Origin of the sequence: Neobacillus driksii (assembly GCF_013409995.1) — a bacterium.
GTDB classification, from domain to species: domain Bacteria; phylum Bacillota; class Bacilli; order Bacillales; family Cytobacillaceae; genus Neobacillus; species Neobacillus driksii.
Window position 1 is genome coordinate 18853 of record NZ_JACCBX010000023.1, and the last position, 21354, is coordinate 40206.

A 21354-nucleotide genomic window follows, 5' to 3' on the forward strand; every position below is an offset into this window, starting at 1 on the left:
TTGTAAATGTTTTTGCTTTTTTAAGTTTATAACAGATTCAATAATAATGAAATAAAAACAGCGGAATATGCCGCTTCTCCTCGCTTAGCTACTTAAGGACCTTGAAGATGAGAACATGTAGTTACGATGATGGAAGCGAATGCTGTAGACGATTCCCATTGCAAACATATTACCCATTAATGAACTTCCGCCGTAGCTAATAAACGGTAAAGGAATCCCGGTAATCGGGAGCACCTGGATGGTCATGCCGACATTTTGGAATACATGGAAAGTGAGCATAGAGATAATGCCAGTACACACATATGTATTAAACGGATCATTCGTATCCAATGCGGTTTTAATTAAGTGATAAATTAATAGAAAGAACAATCCGATAACGATACTTCCGCCTACAAACCCATATTCCTCTCCAATCACACTAAATATAAAATCTGTGTGTCCTTCAGGAATATACACCTCTCGATTGCCAAAACCTTTTCCAGTTATCAGTCCAGACCCAATGGCACTTAATGATTTCAACAAATGATAGCCTGAGCTGCTTGAATGATTAAACGGGTCAAGCCATGCATAAATTCGATTAAATTTGTATTCTTGTACATGTAAATATTTTTCAAGTATGTCAGGTCTTTGGACGACCAAGTAAATAATGAAAACAGCTAATGAAGCACCGGTACTAAAGATAGGTAAAATAATCCTCCATGTGATCCCCGATACTAAAATGAATCCTACTAATATCGACAAAAGGACAAGAGAAGTGCCTAAATCATTTTGCTTCATAATAAAGATGATTGGCACAAAAGTAGTGATTACCAACTTAAGCAATAACCAAAAATCTCTTTTAAATGTTTTTTCAAGATATTTCTCTTGATGCTGAGTTGCGACAGTGCTAAGTGCTAAAATCAGAAATGTTTTGACAAATTCTGATGGTTGAATCGAACCGAGAGGTGTAATAAACCAGCTTTTGGCACCATTTCTAATGGGAGCGATGCTTTCAGGGGCAGCAAGGACACCAATGAGTAACAAAAGTCCAAATCCATACAAGTACCAGGAAAGCCGCCTATATTGAATACTGTCAAAAAGAATGGTAATGGAAATGATCGCTGCGCCAACCACATACCAGAAAGTTTGCTTGACTAAGAAATTTTCATCGTACTGACCAGCTGTTTGTGCACTATAAATTCCTAAGCAACTAACGAGAAAAAGTAGAAACAATATTAATGTTAACGTCCAATCAAAGCGATCCACTTTTTTTGTGAGTTTGTCCATATGCCACACCCAATTTTGTCTATTTATATAGTGATATGCTAACAAAGAAAAGATTTGGTAACAATATATTTAGGAAATTTATTACAAGAGCTTTACTATTATGACGATTCTTCAAAAGAATTTGTTTCAAAAAATAAAACACGGTCTAATGGACCGTGTTACATGAGATAGTTAAGGAACATAGTTGCAATTCCAAAGTAAGTGAGTAATGAAAAAATATCATTAATCGTCGTAATTAACGGACCAGATGCCACGGCTGGATCAATATTTAATCGAAATAAAATCAGGGGGATAATTGTACCAGCAAGGGTGCCAATAACAAGCGTAAAGAAAAGTGACACACCAACTACAGCACCTAAGATAAAGCTTCCTTGCCATACATAAGCAATGATCGATATTAGGATGGCGCAGGTAATCCCGATTGTCACACCGACACCTAGTTCACGGGTAATTAAACGTAGGATGACTCCTTTTTCAATATCATGAGTAATAAGTCCTCTTACAACAACAGCTAGTGATTGAGTACCGGTATTACCGGTCATTCCTGCAATCATTGGCATAAAAAAGGCTATGGCGACTACCTGCTCCAATGTATTTTCAAAGCTTGAGATAATGCTGCCAGAAATGAGCCCTATAAATAAAAGCAAAATCAGCCATGGAAGCCTCCTTGCAGCTGCAACAAATGTCTTTGTATCAAAGTCAATGGATTTCCCAGAAGCTGATAATTTTTCTATATCCTCATTTGCTTCTTTAATAACGACGTCAATAATATCATCGACGGTTACAATACCGACAAGCATATTACTCTCATCCACTACGGGAATCGCTAGAAAGTCGTATCGTTCCGTCATTCGGGCCACTAACTCTTGGTCCGTGGTGACAGAAACGGAAATGACGCGTTCATACATAATATTATTTATTTTTTCATCAATACCTGCCAACAGTAAATCGCGATAAGAAACAACACCAACCAGCTTTCTCTGTTCATCGACGACATATAGGTAGTTAATAGATTCAGCAAACTCAGCAAACGTTTTTAACTTTTCGACTGCCTCTCTAACGGTATAGTAACTTCGAATCCAAACAAAGCGATTGGTCATCAATCTTCCTGCTGTTTCAGGAGGGTAATTCATGATATCGGTAACGGCTTTAGACTCTTCCACTTTCATACCGGAGAGCAGTGACTCTTTTTTCTCTGGTGACAGTTCATCTAAGAGAAGGGCCAAATCATCGTTGTCCATTAAATCAAGGACCTTGCTGGATTTCTCAATTCCAAGCTTATTTAACACCTCAAGTTGTTCTTCTTTTTCAAGTTCCTGCATCAGGTCAGCAAGGACTTCATTGTTTAAAAATAAAAGAAAACGGAGTTTATGCTTTTCTGGCAAATCTTCATATATTTTTGCCGTATCATAGGGCTGCAATTCTTCGAGTATCGTTATAAAGTCAGTCTTTTTGTTTTCTTTCAACAATTTAATAATATGGAGAGTTATTTCGTCTTGCGTCATCTCTTTAATCATGTGCTGCACGCTCCTTCCTAACGGTGCGTTTTAATCTCTCTATACATGTATGTAAAAAATGAGTTGTTGATAATCCTGAAGTTAATACTAGTATCGAGTTTAAAACTAGTATGTGTTATTCACAAGGCAATCAAGCTAACTGTTTCAAAAGTATCACAAATATCTTTTGAATTGTAAAAGAATTGAAATAAGCTATTTGGACTATTAATGATAAAATAGTGGAAGATTGGTTAATAATGATTAGCACCTAAATGAGTACTTTTTCTCATTATCATAGATTTTATTTTCCTGATCGGAGGAGTTTGCTTTGAAAAAGCATCATCAAGACATACAGGATCTCGTCTATGTCCACTTAAATCAAAATGATCAGTATGTACTATCTTACGGTATTGAATTTGCTGAATTTGCTGCTGCTTTTTCGGGAACAATGAATCATTTGTTGTTATTAAAACATCGCTTTGAAGACGGTGATTTTAATATGCATACTCTGCTTGAATATTGTCCGGACGAGAGAATTAATAAGCTTGCTGCTGATGATATATATGGTTACGGTGATTTTTGCTGGATTGACTTTGTTGAAGAAGAAGGATTAAATGAACTAACAGGACAAGAAATTGCGGAATTATTATATTTGGGACACCAAAAGCAGCATTTAAAACTGCCTTTTTATAATAAGCTTGGAAACCGTTTTGTTTACTTGGCGCACGATGATGGATTCTTTAATAAAGTATATTATCGAAGTTTTAAGGACTTTTTTCATCTTTTAAGTTATGCCCTTTCCATTAAATTAGGAGAATTGAAACTAGAAAAGACACTTTTAGGGCTTAGAAAGAAACGTACATATCCACCTATTAATAAGGAAATTCTCCTATCCTTAACGCCTTTTATAAAAGAGGGTATCTGTATCTCTTTACGGGATGTCGATCATCAGCGCAACAAGCTGGAAATCCCGATTTGGGTAATAGGTGATTTTGCCTCAATGGATGATATGTACGAGGAATATCAACAAATCTCAAGCGAGAACTGTCATGCCAAAATCATCTTTGATAAAAAAACAAAAGAATGGAAGCTTACCGTTATTTAATCTCTCCATTTCTCTGGAGAGATTTTCTTTGTGTTAGTGTAATCGGTAGTTTTTAGCCAAGCTGTAGGTTTCATAAAATAATAAAAGTGATAAAATAAAATCGTGAATACGAAAATGGAGGTTTAGTATGAAAACAAAAATTGGTTTATTATACGGCGGTAAATCCGCTGAACATAAAGTATCGTTACAAACAGCTCTTGCGGTCATTAAGGCGCTCGATCTTGAAAAATTTGAAATTCATCCGATTTACATAAATGTAGAAGGTCAGTGGATAAAGGGACCCCAGCTAACTGCTCCAGCAGAAAATGTCAAGGCACTAGAATTTTCAAATGAAAACCAGTTATCGCCTTTATCATTGGCACCCACTCTTTTCAGCAATAGTGAAAAACAAAATAACGAACCATTAGACGTTATTTTCCCACTGCTCCATGGACCAAATGGTGAGGATGGGACGGTTCAAGGATTATTGGAATTGTTAAACCTGCCATATGTCGGCAATGGTGTATTGGCTTCCGCTGCGGGTATGGATAAAGTTATGATGAAAAATGTATTTGCACAAGCTGGACTCGCGCAAGTAAATTATGTAGCCTTCATTCGAACGGAATGGGAAAAGGCAAGAGATTCGGTCTATGCAAAAGTAGAAGAGCAACTAGGCTACCCTTGTTTTGTAAAACCGGCAAACTTAGGCTCGAGTGTTGGAATTAGTAAATGTACAAATAGAACGGAATTAGAAGCAGCCTTTGTAGAAGCATTTCAGTTTGACCGAAAAGTAATCATTGAAGAAGGTGTTACCGCCCGTGAAATCGAAGTAGGTATCCTTGGAAACGATGATCCAAAGTGTTCGATTGCAGGTGAAATTGTTCCGAAAAAGGATTTTTATGATTATAAAGCGAAATATGAAGATGGTGATACGGCTTTAATCATACCTGCGGATGTAACCGAAGAAGAGTATCAACAAATTAAAGAGATGGCAATTCAGGCTTTTAAAGCGTTAGATTGCTCAGGTCTTGTACGTGCAGATTTCTTCTTAACTAAGGACGGTAAGGCCTTAATTAATGAAGTAAATACAATGCCGGGCTTCACGCCATTTAGCATGTTCCCGCTGTTATGGAAGCATACAGGTGTTGAGTACCCACAATTAATTGAAACATTGGTAGACCTTGCAAAAGAACGCCATGCCGAGAAGCAAAATATTAAATATACCTTCTAGATTACAATGACACGGCTGGGTGCCGTGTCTTTATTAAAATTCCCAACCAACTGGAGGATTGACATGATAAAAAAAACCTTAAAGCAGATATCAGATATGATATCTGTCAAAAATGAGATTACCTCATTTGCCGATACAGAAATCACGGGTGTTTCAATCGATTCTAGAAAAATTGAAATGGGAAACTTGTTTATTCCTTTTAAAGGGGAAAACTCAGACGGTCATAAATTTGTAGAGGATTCTTTAAAAAAAGGAGCAGCCGCTGCACTTTGGCAGAGCGATGTACCGAACCCACCCCTCCATTTACCGATTCTTATTGTTGAGGATTGCCTAGTGGCATTACAAGAATTTGCGAGAGAATATCGCAAACAGTTACAAGTAAAAGTAGTTGGAATTACAGGAAGTAATGGGAAAACTACGACAAAGGATATGACGTATTCCTTGCTATCCACTACTTATAAAGTTCAAAAAACGGAAGGGAATTATAATAACCATATTGGATTGCCTTTAACAGTCTTAGGTCTGGATGACGATACGGAAATTGCTGTTTTAGAAATGGGTATGAGCGGCAGGGGGGAAATTGAATTCCTTACAAAACTTGCTTCTCCGGACGCAGTTGTGATTACCAATATCGGTGAATCACATCTTCTTGACCTAGGATCAAGAGAAGGAATCGCCGAGGCAAAGCTAGAAATTTTACAAGGTCTTAAAGACGGTGGCTTGGCGGTGCTTCATGGTGATGAGCCCCTTCTGATGGAACGAATTAATAAATATAAAGGTAATGTTAACCTGCAAACATTTGGTAGAACGGACAGAAATGACTTTTTCCCTACTGAAATTGTTCAGTTAGATCAAGGAAATATGTTTAAAATCAATAAGTCCTCAGAAAGTTTCGAACTTCCTGTATTGGGTACACATAATATATTAAATGCTCTTGCCGCCATGATTATTGCTCATTACTTTGATGTGCCATTTGAAAAAATGAATGAAGGTTTAACCAGCGTTAAGCTAACGAATATGCGGATGGAGCTAGTAGAAGGGAGTCATGGTGAAAAAATCATTAACGACGCCTATAATGCCAGTCCAACCTCGATGATGGCTGCGATTGAACTAGTATCAAATCTAAAGGGATATGAGAATATCATCTTAGTCCTAGGTGACATGCTTGAATTAGGGCCTCAAGAAGAACAATATCATCTGCAAATCGGTGAGGGATTAAATCCAGATAAAATAAATTTGCTGTTTACCTTTGGAAAGTTATCGAAACATATGGCGGAAGGTGCACGATCCAGTCTAGGTAAAGAGAGAGTATTCTCCTTTACGGATAAAAATGAGTTGATTGAAGTGTTGAAGCAGCATGTAAACAACCATACCTTAGTGCTGGTAAAGGCTTCAAGAGGAATGAAACTTGAGGAAATTGTGACCGCCTTACAACAAAAATAAGCCAATAATAGTCCAAAAATATGACCGTATGCTAAATGCTGTTAATGGAACACTAAAATAAAATAATTCTTTCAAAGCAAAGTAGGTGGAGAGTCTTGATTGGCTGTTTATGTATTCATGGGTTTACAGGGGCACCATATGAAGTAGAGCCGCTTGCTGAGTATTTAACAAAGCATACGGACTGGATCTTCAGTGTCCCTACTCTTCCTGGCCATGGCGAAAATCTTTCACTAAAAGATATCCATTATCACCAATGGATAGAACATGCAGAGGCTGAATTAAAGAAATTAATTGATACCTGTGATCGGGTTTATGTAATTGGGTTTTCGATGGGCGGCATGATTGCAAGCCTTCTAGCAGCAAAATACCCTGTGGACAAGCTTGTACTACTTAGTGCGGCTGCGTACTATATAAACCCGAAACAGATGGCAAGTGAAATTAAATCGATGATTGTTGATTTATTCAAAGGAAACTTAGAAAACAATGAATTTTTTAAGCGCTACAAAAGAAAAATAAAAGCAACTCCCATAAAAGCGACTTTCCAATTTCGCAGACTTGTTTCCTACATCAAGCCACTTCTCCCTCAAGTAGAAGTGCCAACACTAATTGCACAGGGGGAATGTGACGGAATCGTCCCGCCTAAAAGTGCTGAATACTTATACCGAACGATTAGTGCAAAAACAAAAAGGCTTACGTATATTAAGGATTCTAGCCATCATATTTGTCACTGTGAGGAAAAAGAGGCCCTATTTTCTCAAGTATACGACTTTTTGATGGAGCGGTCATGCTGATATGGGACTCGTTAATTAAAACGCATTAATTGCAATCTACTTGTAATAATGTTATGATTATCAGCAACGTGTCTAAAGAACGAGTAAATTAGGGCATACTCCTTTGGAGGGATGTCTTTTTTTTGGTAAAATAAAGATGTTACCTAGTTACGGCATTTTGATGCGAATCATAAGTATTCAGCACATAGATAAAATTTTTATATAAATGAAGGAGAATGAAAACATTGACAAAGTTTGAAGATTTAGGCCTAAGTCAGGCAACTTTACAAGCTGTCCTTAAAATGGGTTTTGAGGAAGCTACACCAATTCAGTCAGAAACAATTCCAATGGGCTTAGCCGGTAAGGATTTGATTGGGCAGGCTCAAACAGGAACTGGTAAAACAGCTGCATTTGGTATTCCTTTGGTTGAAAAAATTGATGTAACGAAGGACGCGATTCAAGGAATCATTATCGCTCCTACTCGTGAGCTTGCAATTCAAGTATCGGAAGAGCTTTATAAAATCGGTTCTGGTAAAAGAGTCCGCGTTTTATCCATTTACGGAGGACAGGACATCAGCCGCCAAATCCGTTCATTAAAGAAATTCCCACATATTATTGTAGGTACCCCTGGTCGTGTTTTAGACCACATTAACAGAAAAACAATGCGCTTAGATACTGTAAATACAGTTATTCTTGACGAAGCAGACGAAATGTTAAATATGGGATTCATTGAAGATATTGAAAGCATTCTTGCTTCTACACCAGCAGAACGCCAAACATTACTCTTCTCAGCTACTATGCCAGGACCGATTCAAAGAATGGCAGAGAAGTTTATGAAGGATCCGCAAATCGTTCGTGTAAAGATGAAGGAAATGACAGTTCCGGCGATTGAACAATATTACCTAGAGGTAATGGAAAAAAATAAATTTGATGTCTTAACAAGACTGCTTGATATTCAATCACCAGAGTTAGCGATTATTTTTGGACGGACAAAACGCCGTGTTGATGAATTATCTGAAGCATTAACGTTAAGAGGGTATACAGCTGAAGGAATTCACGGGGATTTAACGCAGGCAAAGCGTATACAAGTTCTACGTAAATTTAAAGAAGGAACGATTGATGTTCTTGTTGCAACGGACGTAGCAGCGAGGGGTCTAGATATTTCTGGTGTAACACATGTTTACAACTTTGATATTCCACAAGACCCAGAAAGCTATGTACACCGTATCGGTCGTACAGGACGTGCGGGTAAGTCTGGAATGGCGCTGACATTCATCACACCACGTGAGAAGTCTTACCTAACGGTTCTTGAAAGAACAACAAAACGTAAGATGGAAAGAATGACGCCACCTACATTAGATGAAGCTTTGGAAGGCCAACAACGTGCAGTAGTTGATAAGATTGTTGCAACAATTGAATCAAATAATCTTCAGTATTATAAAGCGGCAGCTAAAGAACTACTTGAAGAAAATGATGCTTCAACTGTTGTTGCTGCAGTGTTAAAAATGTTAACAAAAGAGCCTGATCAAACACCAGTTAAGTTAACAGAAGAAGCACCGCTTCATTCTAAGAGGGACAGAAAGCCGCAAGACCGTGACCGCAGAAGAAGAGATGACAATAGAGGTTATGGTTCTTCACGCGGCGGGGAACGCAGCGGCGATCGTGATCGTAAAAAGGCACCTGGAAAGCCAAGAACAGGTGAAAAACGCACAGCAGGAAAATCAAAACCAAGAAGCTTTAACCGATAATAATCATAGAGAGCATGGGCGCAATGTCCAATGCTCTCTTTTTTTTGCTCTTGTTTCGGACAGGGATTTATTATGCTGGTGTGTATTGGGAACAGTAATGGTAACAGCTTGTTAGGAGTGATGAAGATGATCGTTAAACTTGGATATGTTGCCATGAGCGTTGAGCTTCAGAACGCCTCACCCTCCCAAACCATGACCTTTGCACAATTCAGCAAAATAAAAGACCGTGATGCCGCAATCCGTAAGCTGGAGCGAATTGCAGAGTCAAATATAGATCATTGCCTGCGGTTATTAAAACACAATGCTGGAAATCAAATTCATTTCTTTCGACTAAGCTCCCGTCTTATTCCATTGGCCAATCATGAGGAGCTGTTGGATTGGGATTATATGGGACCCCTGAAGGAATCTTTAAGAAGAATTGCTGACTATCTTAAGGAACATCCTATGCGGATAGATTTTCACCCTGACCATTTTGTTGTACTAAATACACCTAACAAAGAGATACTCTCAAACGCATTAAAGACACTAGTCATGCATAAAAAGCTGCTCAAAGGCATGGAAATCGATACTGAACATCGCTGTGTTCTTCATGTAGGCGGCGGCTATGAGGATAAGGAAATGGCGCTTGAACAGTTTATACATAACTGGGCATACATCCAGCCAGCCATTCAAAAAATGATTATGCTCGAAAATGATGACACAACCTTCACAGTGAAGGAAACGCTGTATCTTTGTGAAAAGTTGGGAATACCGATGATATTTGATTATCACCATCATTTGGCTAATCACGAAGAAGTGGAGTGGGAGCAGGACTGGGAGCGTATTGTCACCACCTGGAAGACATCTTCGCTTCCAGTTAAAATGCACATATCAAGTCCCCGTTCAGATAAGGAATTTAGGGCACATGCTGATTTTGTTGATCCAGAAATGTTTTTAACATTCCTAAATACCATAAAAGGAACAGTACCAGAGATACATTGCATGATAGAAGCTAAACAAAAGGATGCAGCTCTTTTTCAACTGATGGATAATCTGAGAAACCGAAAGGGAATTCATGTAATAGACCAATCAAGCTTTGTTGTTGAATAACAATGATGTTTCCTTGTCAATTCCCGTGTATACTTAATAGAAGGCATGGCGAAGTGGAGGGGAACTATGATACTGGAGCCGCAAAAACGAATATCGATAAAGGCATTAACCGTATGGAGAATTTCGAGTGTGATAAAAATTTTAATCAGCTGGATCTTAGCCGGTGTTGCTATCTTTTTATTACATATCTTTAATGGCCCATTTTGGATATCACTTTTATTAATAGCAATTGAACTTATTTCTACGTATATTATGATTTTTTTATTACCATCACTAAGATGGCGACGCTTCCGATATGATGTTAGAGTAGAGGAAATTGAACTACAGGAAGGAATCTTTATTGTTAAGCGGACATTGATTCCGATGATTCGGGTACAGCATGTAGATACCGTTCAAGGACCAATCCTACGCAAATATCAGTTGGCATCTGTCATTATTAATACCGCTGCAACAGCTCATGAAATTCCTGCATTAGAAGAGAGTGAAGCGGAAGAATTAAGGCGCCTTATTTCTAATCTAGCAATGGTGGCGGATGAAGATGTCTGAACCGAAAAGACTTCATCCTATTGTAATCGTATTAACAATCGGCAAACGAATAAAAGATCTTATTTTTTCATTTATCGCCCTGTTTTTTATCTGGAATAAAGGTGATGGCGGCAAGCTGCTGCTTTTTGGGGCTTTGGCTATAGCGATTATAGGAATTATTCTGACCAGTATCCTTTCGTGGTTTCGATATACCTATCGATTAGAGAAGAATGAACTGAGGATAGAATATGGCGTTTTTGTCCGAAAGAAGAGGTATATACCCTTGGAGCGTATCCAAAGTCTTGATATTTCAGAAGGACTCTTTCAGCGCTTATGCGGAATGGTAAAAGTTAAAATTGAAACAGCCGGCGGAAGTGGGAATGACGAAGCAGAAGCAGTTCTATCGGCCATCCCCAAAGAAGAGGCACGCTATATACAGGAATATGTTGCGGGTGCTAAAAATTCTTCTGAACCAAATGTTTACGAAGATCCTAGTCAGATCGTCTATAAAATTACACCCTCACAGTTACTTTTACTTTCACTTACTTCCGGAGGGGTAGGAGTTGTCATATCAGCCGTATTGGCATTTTTGTCTCAGTTGGATGACTTTATTCCCTATGAAAAAGTATTTCGAGGAATTGAACAATGGGTAGTCAGCAATCTAATTTTGATTGCTCTTCTCATTTTTGCCGGACTTATACTTGCTTGGATTCTTGCTCTATTTGGAACAATGTTGAAATATGCCAATTTCCATGTCACGAAAACAGAACATGATTTAGTTATTTCTCAAGGTCTATTAGAAAAAAGACAAATGACGATTCCGATAGCACGAATTCAAGCAATAAGGATTAATGAAAATATCGTCCGGCAATGGCTTGGTTACGGGTCCGTCAACGTTGAAAGTGCTGGTGGTTCAGCGAGTAATAAGGAAGGGTCGAAGGTTTTGCTTCTTCCACTTGTCAAGCTAAAGGATATTGAACATATTTTAGGACCTTATTTGACCGAATATCAATTCACCTCCAGTTTTACCTCCGTTCCTAAAAAGGCTATGAACCGTTATATTTTTAGAAGCTGGTATATTGTGGTTCCGCCCGTTGTGGTTTCGATTGTATTCTTCAAGGTTTGGGGACTTCTTTCGTTGATTATTCTTGCTCTGGTAACATTTTGGGGGGGCTTAAAATATAAGGACGCCGGCTGGAGTTTGGATGACCATCAATTGAGTCTTCGTTACCGATCAATGGTACGTACTACTGTGTTTATTAGGAAAAATAAAATTCAAAGCCTAGAAATGAGAGAAAGTTATTTTCAAAGAAGAAAAGATCTGGCTACACTAGAGGCTTTTGTGAAAGTGGGTTTTGGCGGTGCTGGTGGCCGTGTACTCGATATGGATCGAATGGATGTGAGAAAGGTCTACACCTGGTTTTCGAGGGAAGACGAAAAAAGGGATTGAACCAAATATGGATCAATCCCTTTTTTTAGTATAAAAAATAGCTCCTAGTAAAAAACCGCCTGCTAATCCGAATATATGTGCCGTAATATTAATATTCGGCTGCAAAAAGGTCATGATCAAGCTAAGGGCACAGATAAAAAGGATGATTTGTGAGTTTTGCTGGGAGAGCAAATGCTTACGAAATAGAATGATGCTAATATAATAACCGAATAATCCAAAGATCGCTCCGCTTGATCCAACATGTACATAGGTTAATGGTTCAAGCATCAGTGTAGCCACATTAGCTAGGATGCCAGAAACAAGATAGACCAATACGAATTTACCTTTACCTAGCAGCCTTTCGAGTGCTGGACCAAAAAGGACTAGTGAGAAGCTGTTGAATAATGCATGGGTAAAACCGCCATGCATAAAGATGGGGGTCACCAGCCTCCAATATTCCCCTTCCCTAATATAGAGGTTTACTCCCGAAAAAGTGGCCTTAAACCAAAAGTTTGGAAAGAGAGGTAAAGTCGTAAAAATATATAATAGGAAATGGATGGCAATAATAGTAGAAACAACTGGATAAAAGCGGATAAATTCGCGAAAACTCTCTGTTCTCGTAAACATAATAACCTCCTGAATGGACTTACTTATATAATAGACTGAATTGATGTCCTGTTGTACTATTATGCATATCTTAATTGAATTAGAAGGGGTACCTGCGAATGATTAAAGGGATTGGTATTGATATTATTGAACTCTCAAGGATTGAAGATATAGTCACTAGACAAAGGAAATTGATTGACCGCATACTGACTGATCATGAAAAACAAACTTTTGAACAGCTGCCGGACCGGAGAAAGATTGAATTTTTAGCAGGAAGGTTTGCGGCGAAAGAAGCCTATTCAAAGGCTGCTGGCACGGGTATAGGGAAAGAACTGTCGTTTTTAGATATTGAAATCCAAACAAATTCATTAGGCAAGCCCTATATAGTAAGACCCGATACAAATGGATTTCTTTCTATTTCACATAGCAGAGATTATGCTGTTGCACAGGTAATTATCGAGGAAAAGTAGAAAAAAACGAGCTGCGCTAGTTCCGAAGGCGCCTTTCACTTTTCTTTCAAACCTTTAACATATTCCAAAAGGTTGTCTCATATATTCATAGGGAAATGGGAGAGACAAGTCTTCTTTAAATTCATATGAAAATGAGACAAGAAGGGGTTGAAGGAATTGAAGAAAAGGTTGTTGCTTGTGATTACGGGATTACTAGTCGTTTTTTTACTAGCAGCCTGTGGCTCTAAATCAAAAGAAGATGTGGTGAAGGAGTTAAATGGAAAACTAAATGATTTATCAGGTTATAAAGTAGATGCAAAAATGACGTTAAAAATGGGTGCCGATTCACAGGTCTATAACGTTGAAATCTGGCATAAAGATCCAACGTTTTATCGTGTTAATTTAAAAAATGCTGAAAAAGACCAAAGCCAAATGATTTTACGCAATAATGAAGGAGTATTTGTGTTAACTCCTGCTCTTAAGAAGAGTTTCAAGTTCCAAAGTGATTGGCCGCAAAACAGCAGCCAGGCCTATTTATACGAATCATTAATAAAAGACATCGTTGAAGATAAAGAAGCGAAGTTTTCTTCTACAAAAGAACATTATGTATTTGAAACGAAAACCCGCTATCAAAACAATAGTATGCTGCCAACCCAAGAAATTAAACTTAACAAGGAGGATTTATCACCTGCGGTAGTAAAAGTGATGGATCCTGATCGAAAAGCACTTGTAACAGTCGAGTTTTCTAAGGTTAAATTTAATGCAAGCTTTGATGACAGTGATTTTGATATGAAAAAGAATATGACTCGTGCTGACCTTAACCTGCCGGTGATGGCAGATAGCAAGGATACGGCATTTACCGTTAAATATCCTACTGCTGATTTAGGTGCAAAATTAGTCGATGAAAAAGAAGTAAAGCTTCAAAATGGTAAGCGCGTCGTGTTAACGTATGAGGGTGAAAAGTCATTTACACTTGTACAAGAAAAGGTTACGGTGAAAGAAGCTTCTACTTCACCGACATATGTAGATGGAGATTTAGTTGATTTAGGTGTTACCATTGGTGCTGTTTCGGATGGTTCGATTACTTGGACCATAGATGGTGTTGACTACATGGTTGCCTCAAACGACTTAACGGAAGAAGAACTTGTTGAGATTGCAAGAACTGTTCAAGGTGATGTTGAAAAATAAGGTTTGAGGATACAGGCTCTGCTAAAGGGCCTGTTTTTTGTTTGACAATTAAAATAAGTAGTTTGATAATCAATAAGGTAAAATTAAAATATGATAAAAGTGACTTTAGTTAATTAGGAAGTGGAATAATGACAGAGCAGGGCTTTTTTTATAGAGATACATGGGCAGAAGTCGATCTAGATTGTATTCTCGCAAATGTTGCCTCCGTTAAAAAACTTTTGCCGCCCGAAGTGGATATCATAGCTGTAGTCAAAGCAAATGCTTACGGACATGGTGACGTTAAAGTGGCTGAGAGTGCACTTGAAGCGGGAGCGACTTATTTAGCAGTAGCGTTTATGGATGAAGCAATTGCCTTAAGGAATAAGGGGATAAAAGCGCCCATTCTAGTATTGGGTGCTACACGTCCAGAGGATGTGGAGCTGGCAGTTAAATTTAACATCACGGTTACAGTGTTCCAACTAGAATGGGTGAAAGCGGCTCAGCCCTATCTTCCACATGATAAGGTTCTTTCCGTTCACATTAAGTTAGATACGGGGATGGGGAGGATTGGAATCCGAACCAAGGAAGAGTTAGCAGCAGTTGTGCAAATGATCGCTAATGATGACCGAATTCATATTGAGGGGATATTTACACACTTTGCAACAGCTGATGAAGTAGATTTAACATATTTTGAAAAACAAATGCAGTTATTCCATGATTTATTATCTGTTTTAAAGGAACGTCCAAAGTACGTGCATTGCAGTAATAGTGCAGCAGCATTACGCTTCCCAAATGCCAATTTTAATGCAGTTCGTCTCGGAATTGCTATGTATGGATTAACACCCTCTCTAGAAATTGAACATGAGCTTCCATTCCCACTTAAGGAGGCATTTTCGCTCCATTCAATGCTTGTTCATGTGAAAAAACTTGATAAGGGTGAGAAGATAAGTTACGGCGCAACATATGAGACGGAGGGAGGAGAGTGGATCGGTACGATTCCAATCGGTTATGCGGATGGATGGATTCGTCATCTCCAAGGTCAGGAAGTTTTGGTGGAGGGTAAAAGGGTTCCAATTGTTGGCAGGATTTGTATGGACCAATGTATGGTAAGATTACCACATGCCGTTCCGGTTGGTACGACCGTTACCTTAATTGGTAAACAGAATAATGAATTTATTTCTGTTAATGAAATTGCGAAAAAACTAGAAACAATCAACTATGAGGTACCTTGTATCATCTCAACTAGAGTACCCCGTCTATATAAACAGGGTGGGAAAATTGTCGTATTAAAAAATTATCTTCTTCACGAATAAGTGGGCTAATAATGAAAATGTAACATATTTATGATAATGCGGAATTTTAGTGCATAAAAGGTAGTTTGTTTGGCCTATAATACAGTAGTATTATAATTAGTCTATGCATTTTGGGCATTAAGTGGTATTATTAAATATGGTAGATAGAAAAATTGGTGTGTAGTGATGGTGGAGGTGTATGTTTGTGTCTGAATCCGGCGCAACTACGGAAATCTTAGTAAAATTACCGCAACATCTTTTAACCGAGTTAGATGGTTTTGTAAAATTAGAAAACGTTAACCGGAGCGAGTTTATTTATCAAGCAACTAAAATGTATTTACGCGAACGAAAAAAGAGACAAATTCGCGAATCCATGAGACGTGGATACATGGAAATGGCGATGATCAATTTAACAATTGCATCGGAAATGTTTCAAGCAGAATTTGAGGCAGAACACACAGTTGAACGTCTTGTAAGCGGAGGGTAATCCCTTGATTGTCAAGCGTGGTGACGTATATTTCGCGGACCTATCCCCAGTTGTTGGTTCTGAGCAAGGCGGCGTCCGTCCTGTACTTGTCATTCAAAACGACATCGGGAATCGGTTTAGTCCCACAGTTATTGTTGCAGCGATTACAGCACAAATTCAAAAAGCGAAGCTTCCCACTCATGTGGAAATTGATGCGAAGCGCTACGGTTTTGAACGAGATTCAGTCATACTTTTAGAACAGATTCGTACAATTGATAAACAGCGGTTAACCGATAAAATAACCCATCTCGATGACGAAATGATGGAAAAAGTGGATGAAGCCTTGCGAGTAAGTATAGGTCTCATCGAATTTTAGTATTTACGCACGCTCTTTTAAGAAAGAGCGTTTTTTTATACGTATGTTCTGCCCTCATAATTGTTTCTGCCTAAGCAAGCTAATTAGCTTGCTCTTTTTTATTTATGTGAATCGATTGAGGTAATTTGATACAATATGGTAATAGGAATGGAGGTTTGTGTTGTGAATGATACAGTTGTGAAAGATGAACAGCTTCTTGGGAAGGTAGCTGCCGAATTAGCCATATCTCAAAAGCAGGTTAAAAGTGTTATTTCTTTATTGAATGAAGGAAATACCGTGCCATTTATAGCCCGCTACCGTAAAGAAATGACGGGAGCACTCGATGAAGTCCAAATACGAGATATCCAGGAACGCTGGCAATACATACAAAACCTTGAGCAAAGAAAAGAAGAAGTACTTCGGACTATTGCGGAGCAAGGTAAACTAACTGACGAACTTACACATAAGATCACAAAAGCAGAAAAGCTACAAGAAGTAGAAGATTTATATCGTCCGTATAAACAAAAGCGACGTACGAAAGCAACGGTTGCAAAGGAAAAGGGTCTTGAGCCGTTAGCAGAATGGTTATTAACATTTCCGATGACGCCAATTGTGGATAAGGCTAAGGAGTTTTTATCCGATGAAAAGGAAGTTCTTACTGTTGAGGATGCGATTGCCGGTGCAAAAGATATTATTGCTGAGATGATTTCTGATGACGCGGAAAGCCGAAAGTGGATTCGGAATGAAACCTTTAAGTCAGGGAAAGTGGAATCTACCGTAAAAGACGCAGACAAGGACGAGAAAAAGGTTTATGAAATGTACTATGAATATGAGGAACCTGTAAATAAAATTGTTCCACATCGAATTCTTGCATTAAATCGCGGTGAAAAGGAAGATATCTTAAGGGTATCGATAAAAATGAATAATGACATTATTCTATCCTATCTAGTAAGAAAATGGGTCCGTGCTCAGCATTCACCAGCGGCAGCATCCGTTATAGAGGCAATTGAAGATAGCTATAAGCGTCTGATTCAGCCTTCGATAGAAAGGGAAATTCGAAGTGAGCTAAATGATAAAGGCGAAGAGCAAGCCATTCATATATTCTCTGAAAATCTTCGTAACTTACTTTTACAGCCGCCATTAAAAGGGAAAGTCGTTATTGGTGTCGATCCTGCGTATCGGACGGGCTGTAAGCTTGCTGTTGTGGATGAAACCGGTAAGGTCTTGAAAATTGATGTGATTTATCCGCATCCACCAGTATCAAAGACAAAGGAAGCGAAAGAGAAGTTCATTCGAATTCTTCGTGATTATAAGGTAGAGATGGCGGCGATAGGCAATGGAACAGCCTCCAGGGAAACGGAACAGTTCGTCGCTGATATCCTTAAGGAAATGGATGAAGAAATCTATTACTTAATTGTTAATGAAGCGGGAGCCAGTGTTTACTCTGCTTCAGATATAGCAAGAGAAGAGTTTCCTGATTTTCAAGTGGAAGAAAGAAGTGCAGTTTCAATCGCACGCAGATTGCAGGATCCGCTTGCTGAGTTAGTAAAAATTGATCCTAAATCAGTAGGGGTGGGTCAGTATCAACATGATGTTACGCAAAAGCGCCTATCGGAATCGCTGCATTTTGTTGTCGAAACAGCCGTAAACCGTGTAGGGGTTAATGTGAATACAGCCTCAGCCTCCTTACTCCAATATGTTGCGGGATTAACCAAAACCGCCGCACAAAATATTGTGAAGAAAAGGGAAGAGGAAGGGAAGTTTACCAGCAGGGTACAATTAAAGAAAGTCCCGCGCCTTGGAGCAAAAACCTATGAACAAGCAATCGGCTTCCTGCGGGTATTGGATGGGAAGCAGCCGTTAGACCGAACAGGGATTCACCCGGAGAATTATGATGAAGTGAAGAAATTATTGACTAGTCTAGGTTTTTCAGCTAAGGATTTAGGAACAGCGGAATTAAAGGATGCGCTCAGTGGGCTTGACCTTAAAGCGGTGTCTGCTGAATTATCTATTGGGGAACTAACCTTGAAAGATATCATTGATGCACTTGTTAGGCCGGAGCGAGATCCTCGGGATGACTTACCACGTCCATTATTGAAAAAGGATGTTCTTAAGTTAGAAGATCTAAGTGCAGGGATGGAACTTCAGGGCACCGTTAGAAATGTAGTCGACTTTGGAGCCTTTGTCGATATCGGCGTCAAGCAGGATGGACTAGTTCATATATCGAAGTTAAGTAATCGTTTTGTAAAACATCCATTAGATATAGTATCTGTTGGAGATGTCGTAACCGTTTGGGTAGATTCTGTGGATATGAAAAAGGGCAGAGTAGCATTAACCATGCTGTCTCCGTCTAAATAATGTAGAATTTGGTGGCCAATTAGCTAGTTGGTCATCATTTTTTTTGCTCAAAAGATTAGGGATTCCTATGTGATCGAAATTAGTGGGAAAAGAGAAAGTGACCCCGTATTGATGTAATGAGAACCCGAAAACGGTTAAAAGGAGAGAGAGCGGTCACTCATCAAGGTGATGGGAGCCCGAAAATGGTTAAAAGAAGAGAAAGCGGTCACTCATCAAGGCGATGAGAACCCGAAAAACAGTTAAAAGGAGAGAGCGGTCACTCATCAAGGTGATAAGAGCTCGATAACGGTAAAAAGAATAGAAAACGGTCACTCATAATATTCGAGATCGTTTAGGGTAAGAGAATAGAGTGCAAATCTCTTTGATTTTTGCACCCCAAACTATAAAAACCCCATAACAGAACTGGATCTCCTTACGAAATGTGTTTTTTTCTGTAAAAAAACCAGCATTGGTTTAACAGTTTAATTTGGTATCGGTCCTTCTCGTAGAAAGCTCTTTTCATTTGGTTTTGAAACCAAGTCGGCATACTTAACCCTCCCGAAAAGTAGATCATTAAAGGTATATACAATATATGCTATAATAGGTTGTCACGTTCGCATAAAAAAGGAGGTAAACTAAATGGAGGATAAAGAACTACAAAAACTGGTTGAAAAAGTCTCAATTGAATCTTTTGGTAAGCCATTTAGGCACAAAGCCTCCTTTAATAGCAGGCTCCGTTCAACTGGGGGAAGATACCTGCTTGGGACTCACAATATCGATATCAATAAAAAATACTTAGACCAACTAGGCTTAAGCGAACTAATTGGAATCATTAAACATGAACTCTGCCATTACCATCTTCATATAGAAGGAAAAGGATATCAGCACCGGGATTCCGATTTTAAAATGTTATTGAAAAAAGTAGGCGCACCGAGATTTTGTAGTCCGCTGCTAGACAAACCTAAGAAACGCACCTCCACAAAAATCCTCCTGTATCAATGTACAACATGCCATCAGCAATATAAAAGAAAACGAAGCATTAATACAAGTCGTTACGTGTGTGGCAAGTGTAGAGGTAAGCTAGTAAAGGTAAAGGAGTTACATGAGGAATAAGGAAATATTTTGCAAGGTATTTTATCGAAAAATCGTATTGACTTTATAATACAACCTAATTATAATGTAAAGAGTCGACAAGGTAATAGTGCTTGTCCGACAGGGAAAGCATTATATTATTCCGCAGTAGCTCAGTGGTAGAGCTATCGGCTGTTAACCGATCGGTCGTAGGTTCGAGTCCTACCTGCGGAGCCATTTTTATGGGGAAGTACTCAAGAGGCTGAAGAGGCGCCCCTGCTAAGGGTGTAGGTCGGGTAACCGGCGCGAGGGTTCAAATCCCTCCTTCTCCGCCATAAAAATTTAGGCCCCTTGGTCAAGTGGTTAAGACACCTCCCTTTCACGGAGGTAACACGGGTTCGAATCCCGTAGGGGTCATCAGGGACGGGAGATGATTATAGCTCATTTCCTGTTTCTTATCTAAAATATTAATTTGGTCCGGTAGTTCAGTTGGTTAGAATGCCTGCCTGTCACGCAGGAGGTCGCGGGTTCGAGTCCCGTCCGGACCGCCATTATTTTAACGGATTAATAATATTGGGCTATAGCCAAGCGGTAAGGCATCGCACTTTGACTGCGACATGCGTTGGTTCAAATCCAGCTAGCCCAGCCAAATCATAACATCCCTGAAAATGCTTCGGCGGATTTTGCAAAAAATACCGAAAGGTATTTTAAGCAATTGTGAGCCATTAGCTCAGTTGGTAGAGCATCTGACTTTTAATCAGAGGGTCGAAGGTTCGAGTCCTTCATGGCTCACCAAAGTTTTTTTACGGTAGTGAAAATAACTTTCTATTTTAATATGCGGGTGTGGCGGAATTGGCAGACGCACCAGACTTAGGATCTGGCGCCGCAAGGCGTGGGGGTTCGACTCCCTTCACCCGCACCAACCAATTATTAACTCTTGAAAAACGGTTGATAGTCTGGTATGATTGTAAATGTCGCTGTAACATATGCGGTCGTGGCGGAATGGCAGACGCGCTAGGTTGAGGGCCTAGTGGGGGCAACCCCGTGGAGGTTCAAGTCCTCTCGGCCGCACCAAAAAAGATGTTGACATAAGAAATCAAGTTTGATACAATATAAAAGTTGACTTTAAGAAATGCGCCCGTAGCTCAATTGGATAGAGTGTCTGACTACGGATCAGAAGGTTATGGGTTCGACTCCTTTCGGGCGCGCCATATTTACGGGAAGTAGCTCAGCTTGGTAGAGCACTTGGTTTGGGACCAAGGGGTCGCAGGTTCGAATCCTGTCTTCCCGACCATTCAAATTTTATATGCGGGTGTAGTTTAGTGGTAAAACCTCAGCCTTCCAAGCTGATGTTGTGAGTTCGATTCTCATCACCCGCTCCAATTTTACTATAAATTGCTCTTTGAAAACTAAACAAACAAGAACGTCAACAAACATTTTTTTAGCTTTTATTAAAAAGCTAAGCCAACGTAACAAATGAGCTAAATCAACTTTCTTGGAGAGTTTGATCCTGGCTCAGGACGAACGCTG

The 21354-nt window shown here is 39.2% G+C and carries 19 protein-coding genes and 11 tRNA genes; 26 read left to right on the forward strand and 4 right to left on the reverse strand.

From position 1 onward, the window contains the following. Positions 1-84: 84 nt before the first annotated feature. On the reverse strand, positions 85-1266 hold the full coding sequence (locus F4694_RS30740; protein WP_179603686.1) for an FtsW/RodA/SpoVE family cell cycle protein: 1182 nt from the start codon (positions 1264-1266) through the stop codon (positions 85-87). Positions 1267-1424: 158 nt separating this feature from the next. Next, positions 1425-2783 carry a magnesium transporter gene (gene mgtE, locus F4694_RS30745; protein WP_179603687.1) on the reverse strand — a complete coding sequence of 453 codons (1359 nt, stop codon included), beginning with the start codon at positions 2781-2783 and terminating at the stop codon, positions 1425-1427. 307 nt (positions 2784-3090) lie between these two features. On the opposite strand from mgtE, the gene F4694_RS30750 reads away from it, so the two are divergent. From F4694_RS30750 to F4694_RS30785, 8 genes are all read left to right on the forward strand, one after another. Continuing rightward, on the forward strand, positions 3091-3867 hold the full coding sequence (locus F4694_RS30750; protein WP_179603688.1) for a hypothetical protein: 777 nt from the start codon (positions 3091-3093) through the stop codon (positions 3865-3867). A 127-nt stretch (positions 3868-3994) separates the two neighbouring features. Beyond that, entirely contained in the window at positions 3995-5077 is a 1083-nt protein-coding gene (locus F4694_RS30755; protein WP_179603689.1) for a D-alanine--D-alanine ligase, read from the forward strand. Between the two features lie 63 nt (positions 5078-5140). Continuing rightward, the gene (locus F4694_RS30760) at positions 5141-6520 is read left to right on the forward strand and encodes a UDP-N-acetylmuramoyl-tripeptide--D-alanyl-D-alanine ligase (RefSeq protein WP_179603690.1); all 1380 of its coding nucleotides are present in this window, start codon (positions 5141-5143) and stop codon (positions 6518-6520) included. A gap of 95 nt (positions 6521-6615) precedes the next feature. Further along, positions 6616-7311 carry an alpha/beta hydrolase gene (locus F4694_RS30765; RefSeq protein WP_179603691.1) on the forward strand — a complete coding sequence of 232 codons (696 nt, stop codon included), beginning with the start codon at positions 6616-6618 and terminating at the stop codon, positions 7309-7311. A gap of 224 nt (positions 7312-7535) precedes the next feature. Then, positions 7536-9038, forward strand: coding sequence for a DEAD/DEAH box helicase (locus tag F4694_RS30770; RefSeq protein WP_306458567.1), 1503 nt, complete (start codon positions 7536-7538; stop codon positions 9036-9038). Positions 9039-9164: 126 nt separating this feature from the next. Then, positions 9165-10127, forward strand: a complete 963-nt coding sequence (gene uvsE / locus F4694_RS30775) for a UV DNA damage repair endonuclease UvsE (protein WP_179603693.1) — start codon at positions 9165-9167, stop codon at positions 10125-10127. Positions 10128-10193: 66 nt separating this feature from the next. Then, complete coding sequence (locus F4694_RS30780; RefSeq protein WP_179603694.1) at positions 10194-10673, forward strand: PH domain-containing protein; 480 nt, start codon at positions 10194-10196, stop codon at positions 10671-10673. After that, positions 10666-12102, forward strand: coding sequence for a PH domain-containing protein (locus tag F4694_RS30785; RefSeq protein WP_179603695.1), 1437 nt, complete (start codon positions 10666-10668; stop codon positions 12100-12102). The genes F4694_RS30780 and F4694_RS30785 overlap by 8 nt, the downstream gene beginning before the upstream one ends. 12 nt (positions 12103-12114) lie before the next feature. Here F4694_RS30785 and F4694_RS30790 read toward each other — a convergent pair whose 3' ends face one another. Next, positions 12115-12708, reverse strand: a complete 594-nt coding sequence (locus F4694_RS30790) for a rhomboid family intramembrane serine protease (protein ID WP_179603696.1) — start codon at positions 12706-12708, stop codon at positions 12115-12117. Between the two features lie 98 nt (positions 12709-12806). Between F4694_RS30790 and acpS the strand changes: the two genes are divergently transcribed. From acpS to F4694_RS30820, 6 genes are all read left to right on the forward strand, one after another. After that, complete coding sequence (gene acpS / locus F4694_RS30795) at positions 12807-13157, forward strand: holo-ACP synthase (protein WP_179603697.1); 351 nt, start codon at positions 12807-12809, stop codon at positions 13155-13157. A 156-nt stretch (positions 13158-13313) separates the two neighbouring features. Further along, a complete protein-coding gene (locus F4694_RS30800) occupies positions 13314-14324 on the forward strand; it encodes a LolA family protein (RefSeq protein ID WP_179603698.1) in 1011 nt (336 codons plus the stop codon). Positions 14325-14452: 128 nt separating this feature from the next. Further along, positions 14453-15616, forward strand: coding sequence for an alanine racemase (gene alr, locus F4694_RS30805; RefSeq protein WP_179603699.1), 1164 nt, complete (start codon positions 14453-14455; stop codon positions 15614-15616). Between the two features lie 184 nt (positions 15617-15800). Next, positions 15801-16082 carry a CopG family ribbon-helix-helix protein gene (locus F4694_RS30810; RefSeq protein ID WP_034673267.1) on the forward strand — a complete coding sequence of 94 codons (282 nt, stop codon included), beginning with the start codon at positions 15801-15803 and terminating at the stop codon, positions 16080-16082. A 4-nt stretch (positions 16083-16086) separates the two neighbouring features. Beyond that, positions 16087-16437 carry a type II toxin-antitoxin system PemK/MazF family toxin gene (locus F4694_RS30815; protein WP_034673264.1) on the forward strand — a complete coding sequence of 117 codons (351 nt, stop codon included), beginning with the start codon at positions 16087-16089 and terminating at the stop codon, positions 16435-16437. Positions 16438-16584: 147 nt separating this feature from the next. Further along, positions 16585-18774: a Tex family protein gene (locus F4694_RS30820; RefSeq protein ID WP_179603701.1), complete on the forward strand. Its 2190-nt coding sequence runs from the start codon at positions 16585-16587 to the stop codon at positions 18772-18774. Between the two features lie 412 nt (positions 18775-19186). Here F4694_RS30820 and cmpA read toward each other — a convergent pair whose 3' ends face one another. Then, positions 19187-19300, reverse strand: coding sequence for a cortex morphogenetic protein CmpA (gene cmpA / locus F4694_RS30825; protein WP_095251326.1), 114 nt, complete (start codon positions 19298-19300; stop codon positions 19187-19189). Between the two features lie 92 nt (positions 19301-19392). On the opposite strand from cmpA, the gene F4694_RS30830 reads away from it, so the two are divergent. The 12 genes from F4694_RS30830 to F4694_RS30885 all read left to right on the forward strand — a co-directional run bounded on the left by F4694_RS30830 (position 19393) and on the right by F4694_RS30885 (position 21206). Next, positions 19393-19866 (forward strand): SprT family protein, encoded by a 474-nt coding sequence (locus F4694_RS30830; protein WP_179603700.1) that lies wholly within the window; start codon positions 19393-19395, stop codon positions 19864-19866. 120 nt (positions 19867-19986) lie between these two features. Then, positions 19987-20061: transfer RNA gene (locus tag F4694_RS30835), tRNA-Asn, on the forward strand. 7 nt (positions 20062-20068) lie between these two features. Next, positions 20069-20159: transfer RNA gene (locus F4694_RS30840), tRNA-Ser, on the forward strand. 10 nt (positions 20160-20169) lie between these two features. After that, a tRNA-Glu gene (locus F4694_RS30845) sits at positions 20170-20241 on the forward strand. Between the two features lie 57 nt (positions 20242-20298). Next, positions 20299-20375, forward strand: a tRNA-Asp gene (locus F4694_RS30850). A 23-nt stretch (positions 20376-20398) separates the two neighbouring features. Next, positions 20399-20473, forward strand: a tRNA-Gln gene (locus F4694_RS30855). A 70-nt stretch (positions 20474-20543) separates the two neighbouring features. After that, a tRNA-Lys gene (locus tag F4694_RS30860) sits at positions 20544-20619 on the forward strand. Between the two features lie 42 nt (positions 20620-20661). Next, positions 20662-20746: transfer RNA gene (locus tag F4694_RS30865), tRNA-Leu, on the forward strand. A 66-nt stretch (positions 20747-20812) separates the two neighbouring features. Continuing rightward, positions 20813-20898: transfer RNA gene (locus F4694_RS30870), tRNA-Leu, on the forward strand. A 60-nt stretch (positions 20899-20958) separates the two neighbouring features. Continuing rightward, positions 20959-21035 (forward strand) — tRNA-Arg (locus F4694_RS30875). Positions 21036-21041: 6 nt separating this feature from the next. Beyond that, positions 21042-21118: transfer RNA gene (locus F4694_RS30880), tRNA-Pro, on the forward strand. A 14-nt stretch (positions 21119-21132) separates the two neighbouring features. Then, positions 21133-21206: transfer RNA gene (locus tag F4694_RS30885), tRNA-Gly, on the forward strand. The last annotated feature ends 148 nt before the right edge of the window (positions 21207-21354 follow it).

Coding starts and splice junctions, on each gene's coding strand:
- F4694_RS30740 (WP_179603686.1), bottom strand. CDS start 1,266: ATGGACAAACTCACAAAAAAAGTGGATCGCTTTGATTGGACGTTAACA.
- mgtE (WP_179603687.1), bottom strand. CDS start 2,783: ATGATTAAAGAGATGACGCAAGACGAAATAACTCTCCATATTATTAAA.
- F4694_RS30755 (WP_179603689.1), top strand. CDS start 3,995: ATGAAAACAAAAATTGGTTTATTATACGGCGGTAAATCCGCTGAACAT.
- F4694_RS30760 (WP_179603690.1), top strand. CDS start 5,141: ATGATAAAAAAAACCTTAAAGCAGATATCAGATATGATATCTGTCAAA.
- uvsE (WP_179603693.1), top strand. CDS start 9,165: ATGATCGTTAAACTTGGATATGTTGCCATGAGCGTTGAGCTTCAGAAC.
- F4694_RS30780 (WP_179603694.1), top strand. CDS start 10,194: ATGATACTGGAGCCGCAAAAACGAATATCGATAAAGGCATTAACCGTA.
- F4694_RS30785 (WP_179603695.1), top strand. CDS start 10,666: ATGTCTGAACCGAAAAGACTTCATCCTATTGTAATCGTATTAACAATC.
- F4694_RS30790 (WP_179603696.1), bottom strand. CDS start 12,708: ATGTTTACGAGAACAGAGAGTTTTCGCGAATTTATCCGCTTTTATCCA.
- acpS (WP_179603697.1), top strand. CDS start 12,807: ATGATTAAAGGGATTGGTATTGATATTATTGAACTCTCAAGGATTGAA.
- alr (WP_179603699.1), top strand. CDS start 14,453: ATGACAGAGCAGGGCTTTTTTTATAGAGATACATGGGCAGAAGTCGAT.
- F4694_RS30820 (WP_179603701.1), top strand. CDS start 16,585: ATGGAGGTTTGTGTTGTGAATGATACAGTTGTGAAAGATGAACAGCTT.
- cmpA (WP_095251326.1), bottom strand. CDS start 19,300: ATGCCGACTTGGTTTCAAAACCAAATGAAAAGAGCTTTCTACGAGAAG.
- F4694_RS30830 (WP_179603700.1), top strand. CDS start 19,393: ATGGAGGATAAAGAACTACAAAAACTGGTTGAAAAAGTCTCAATTGAA.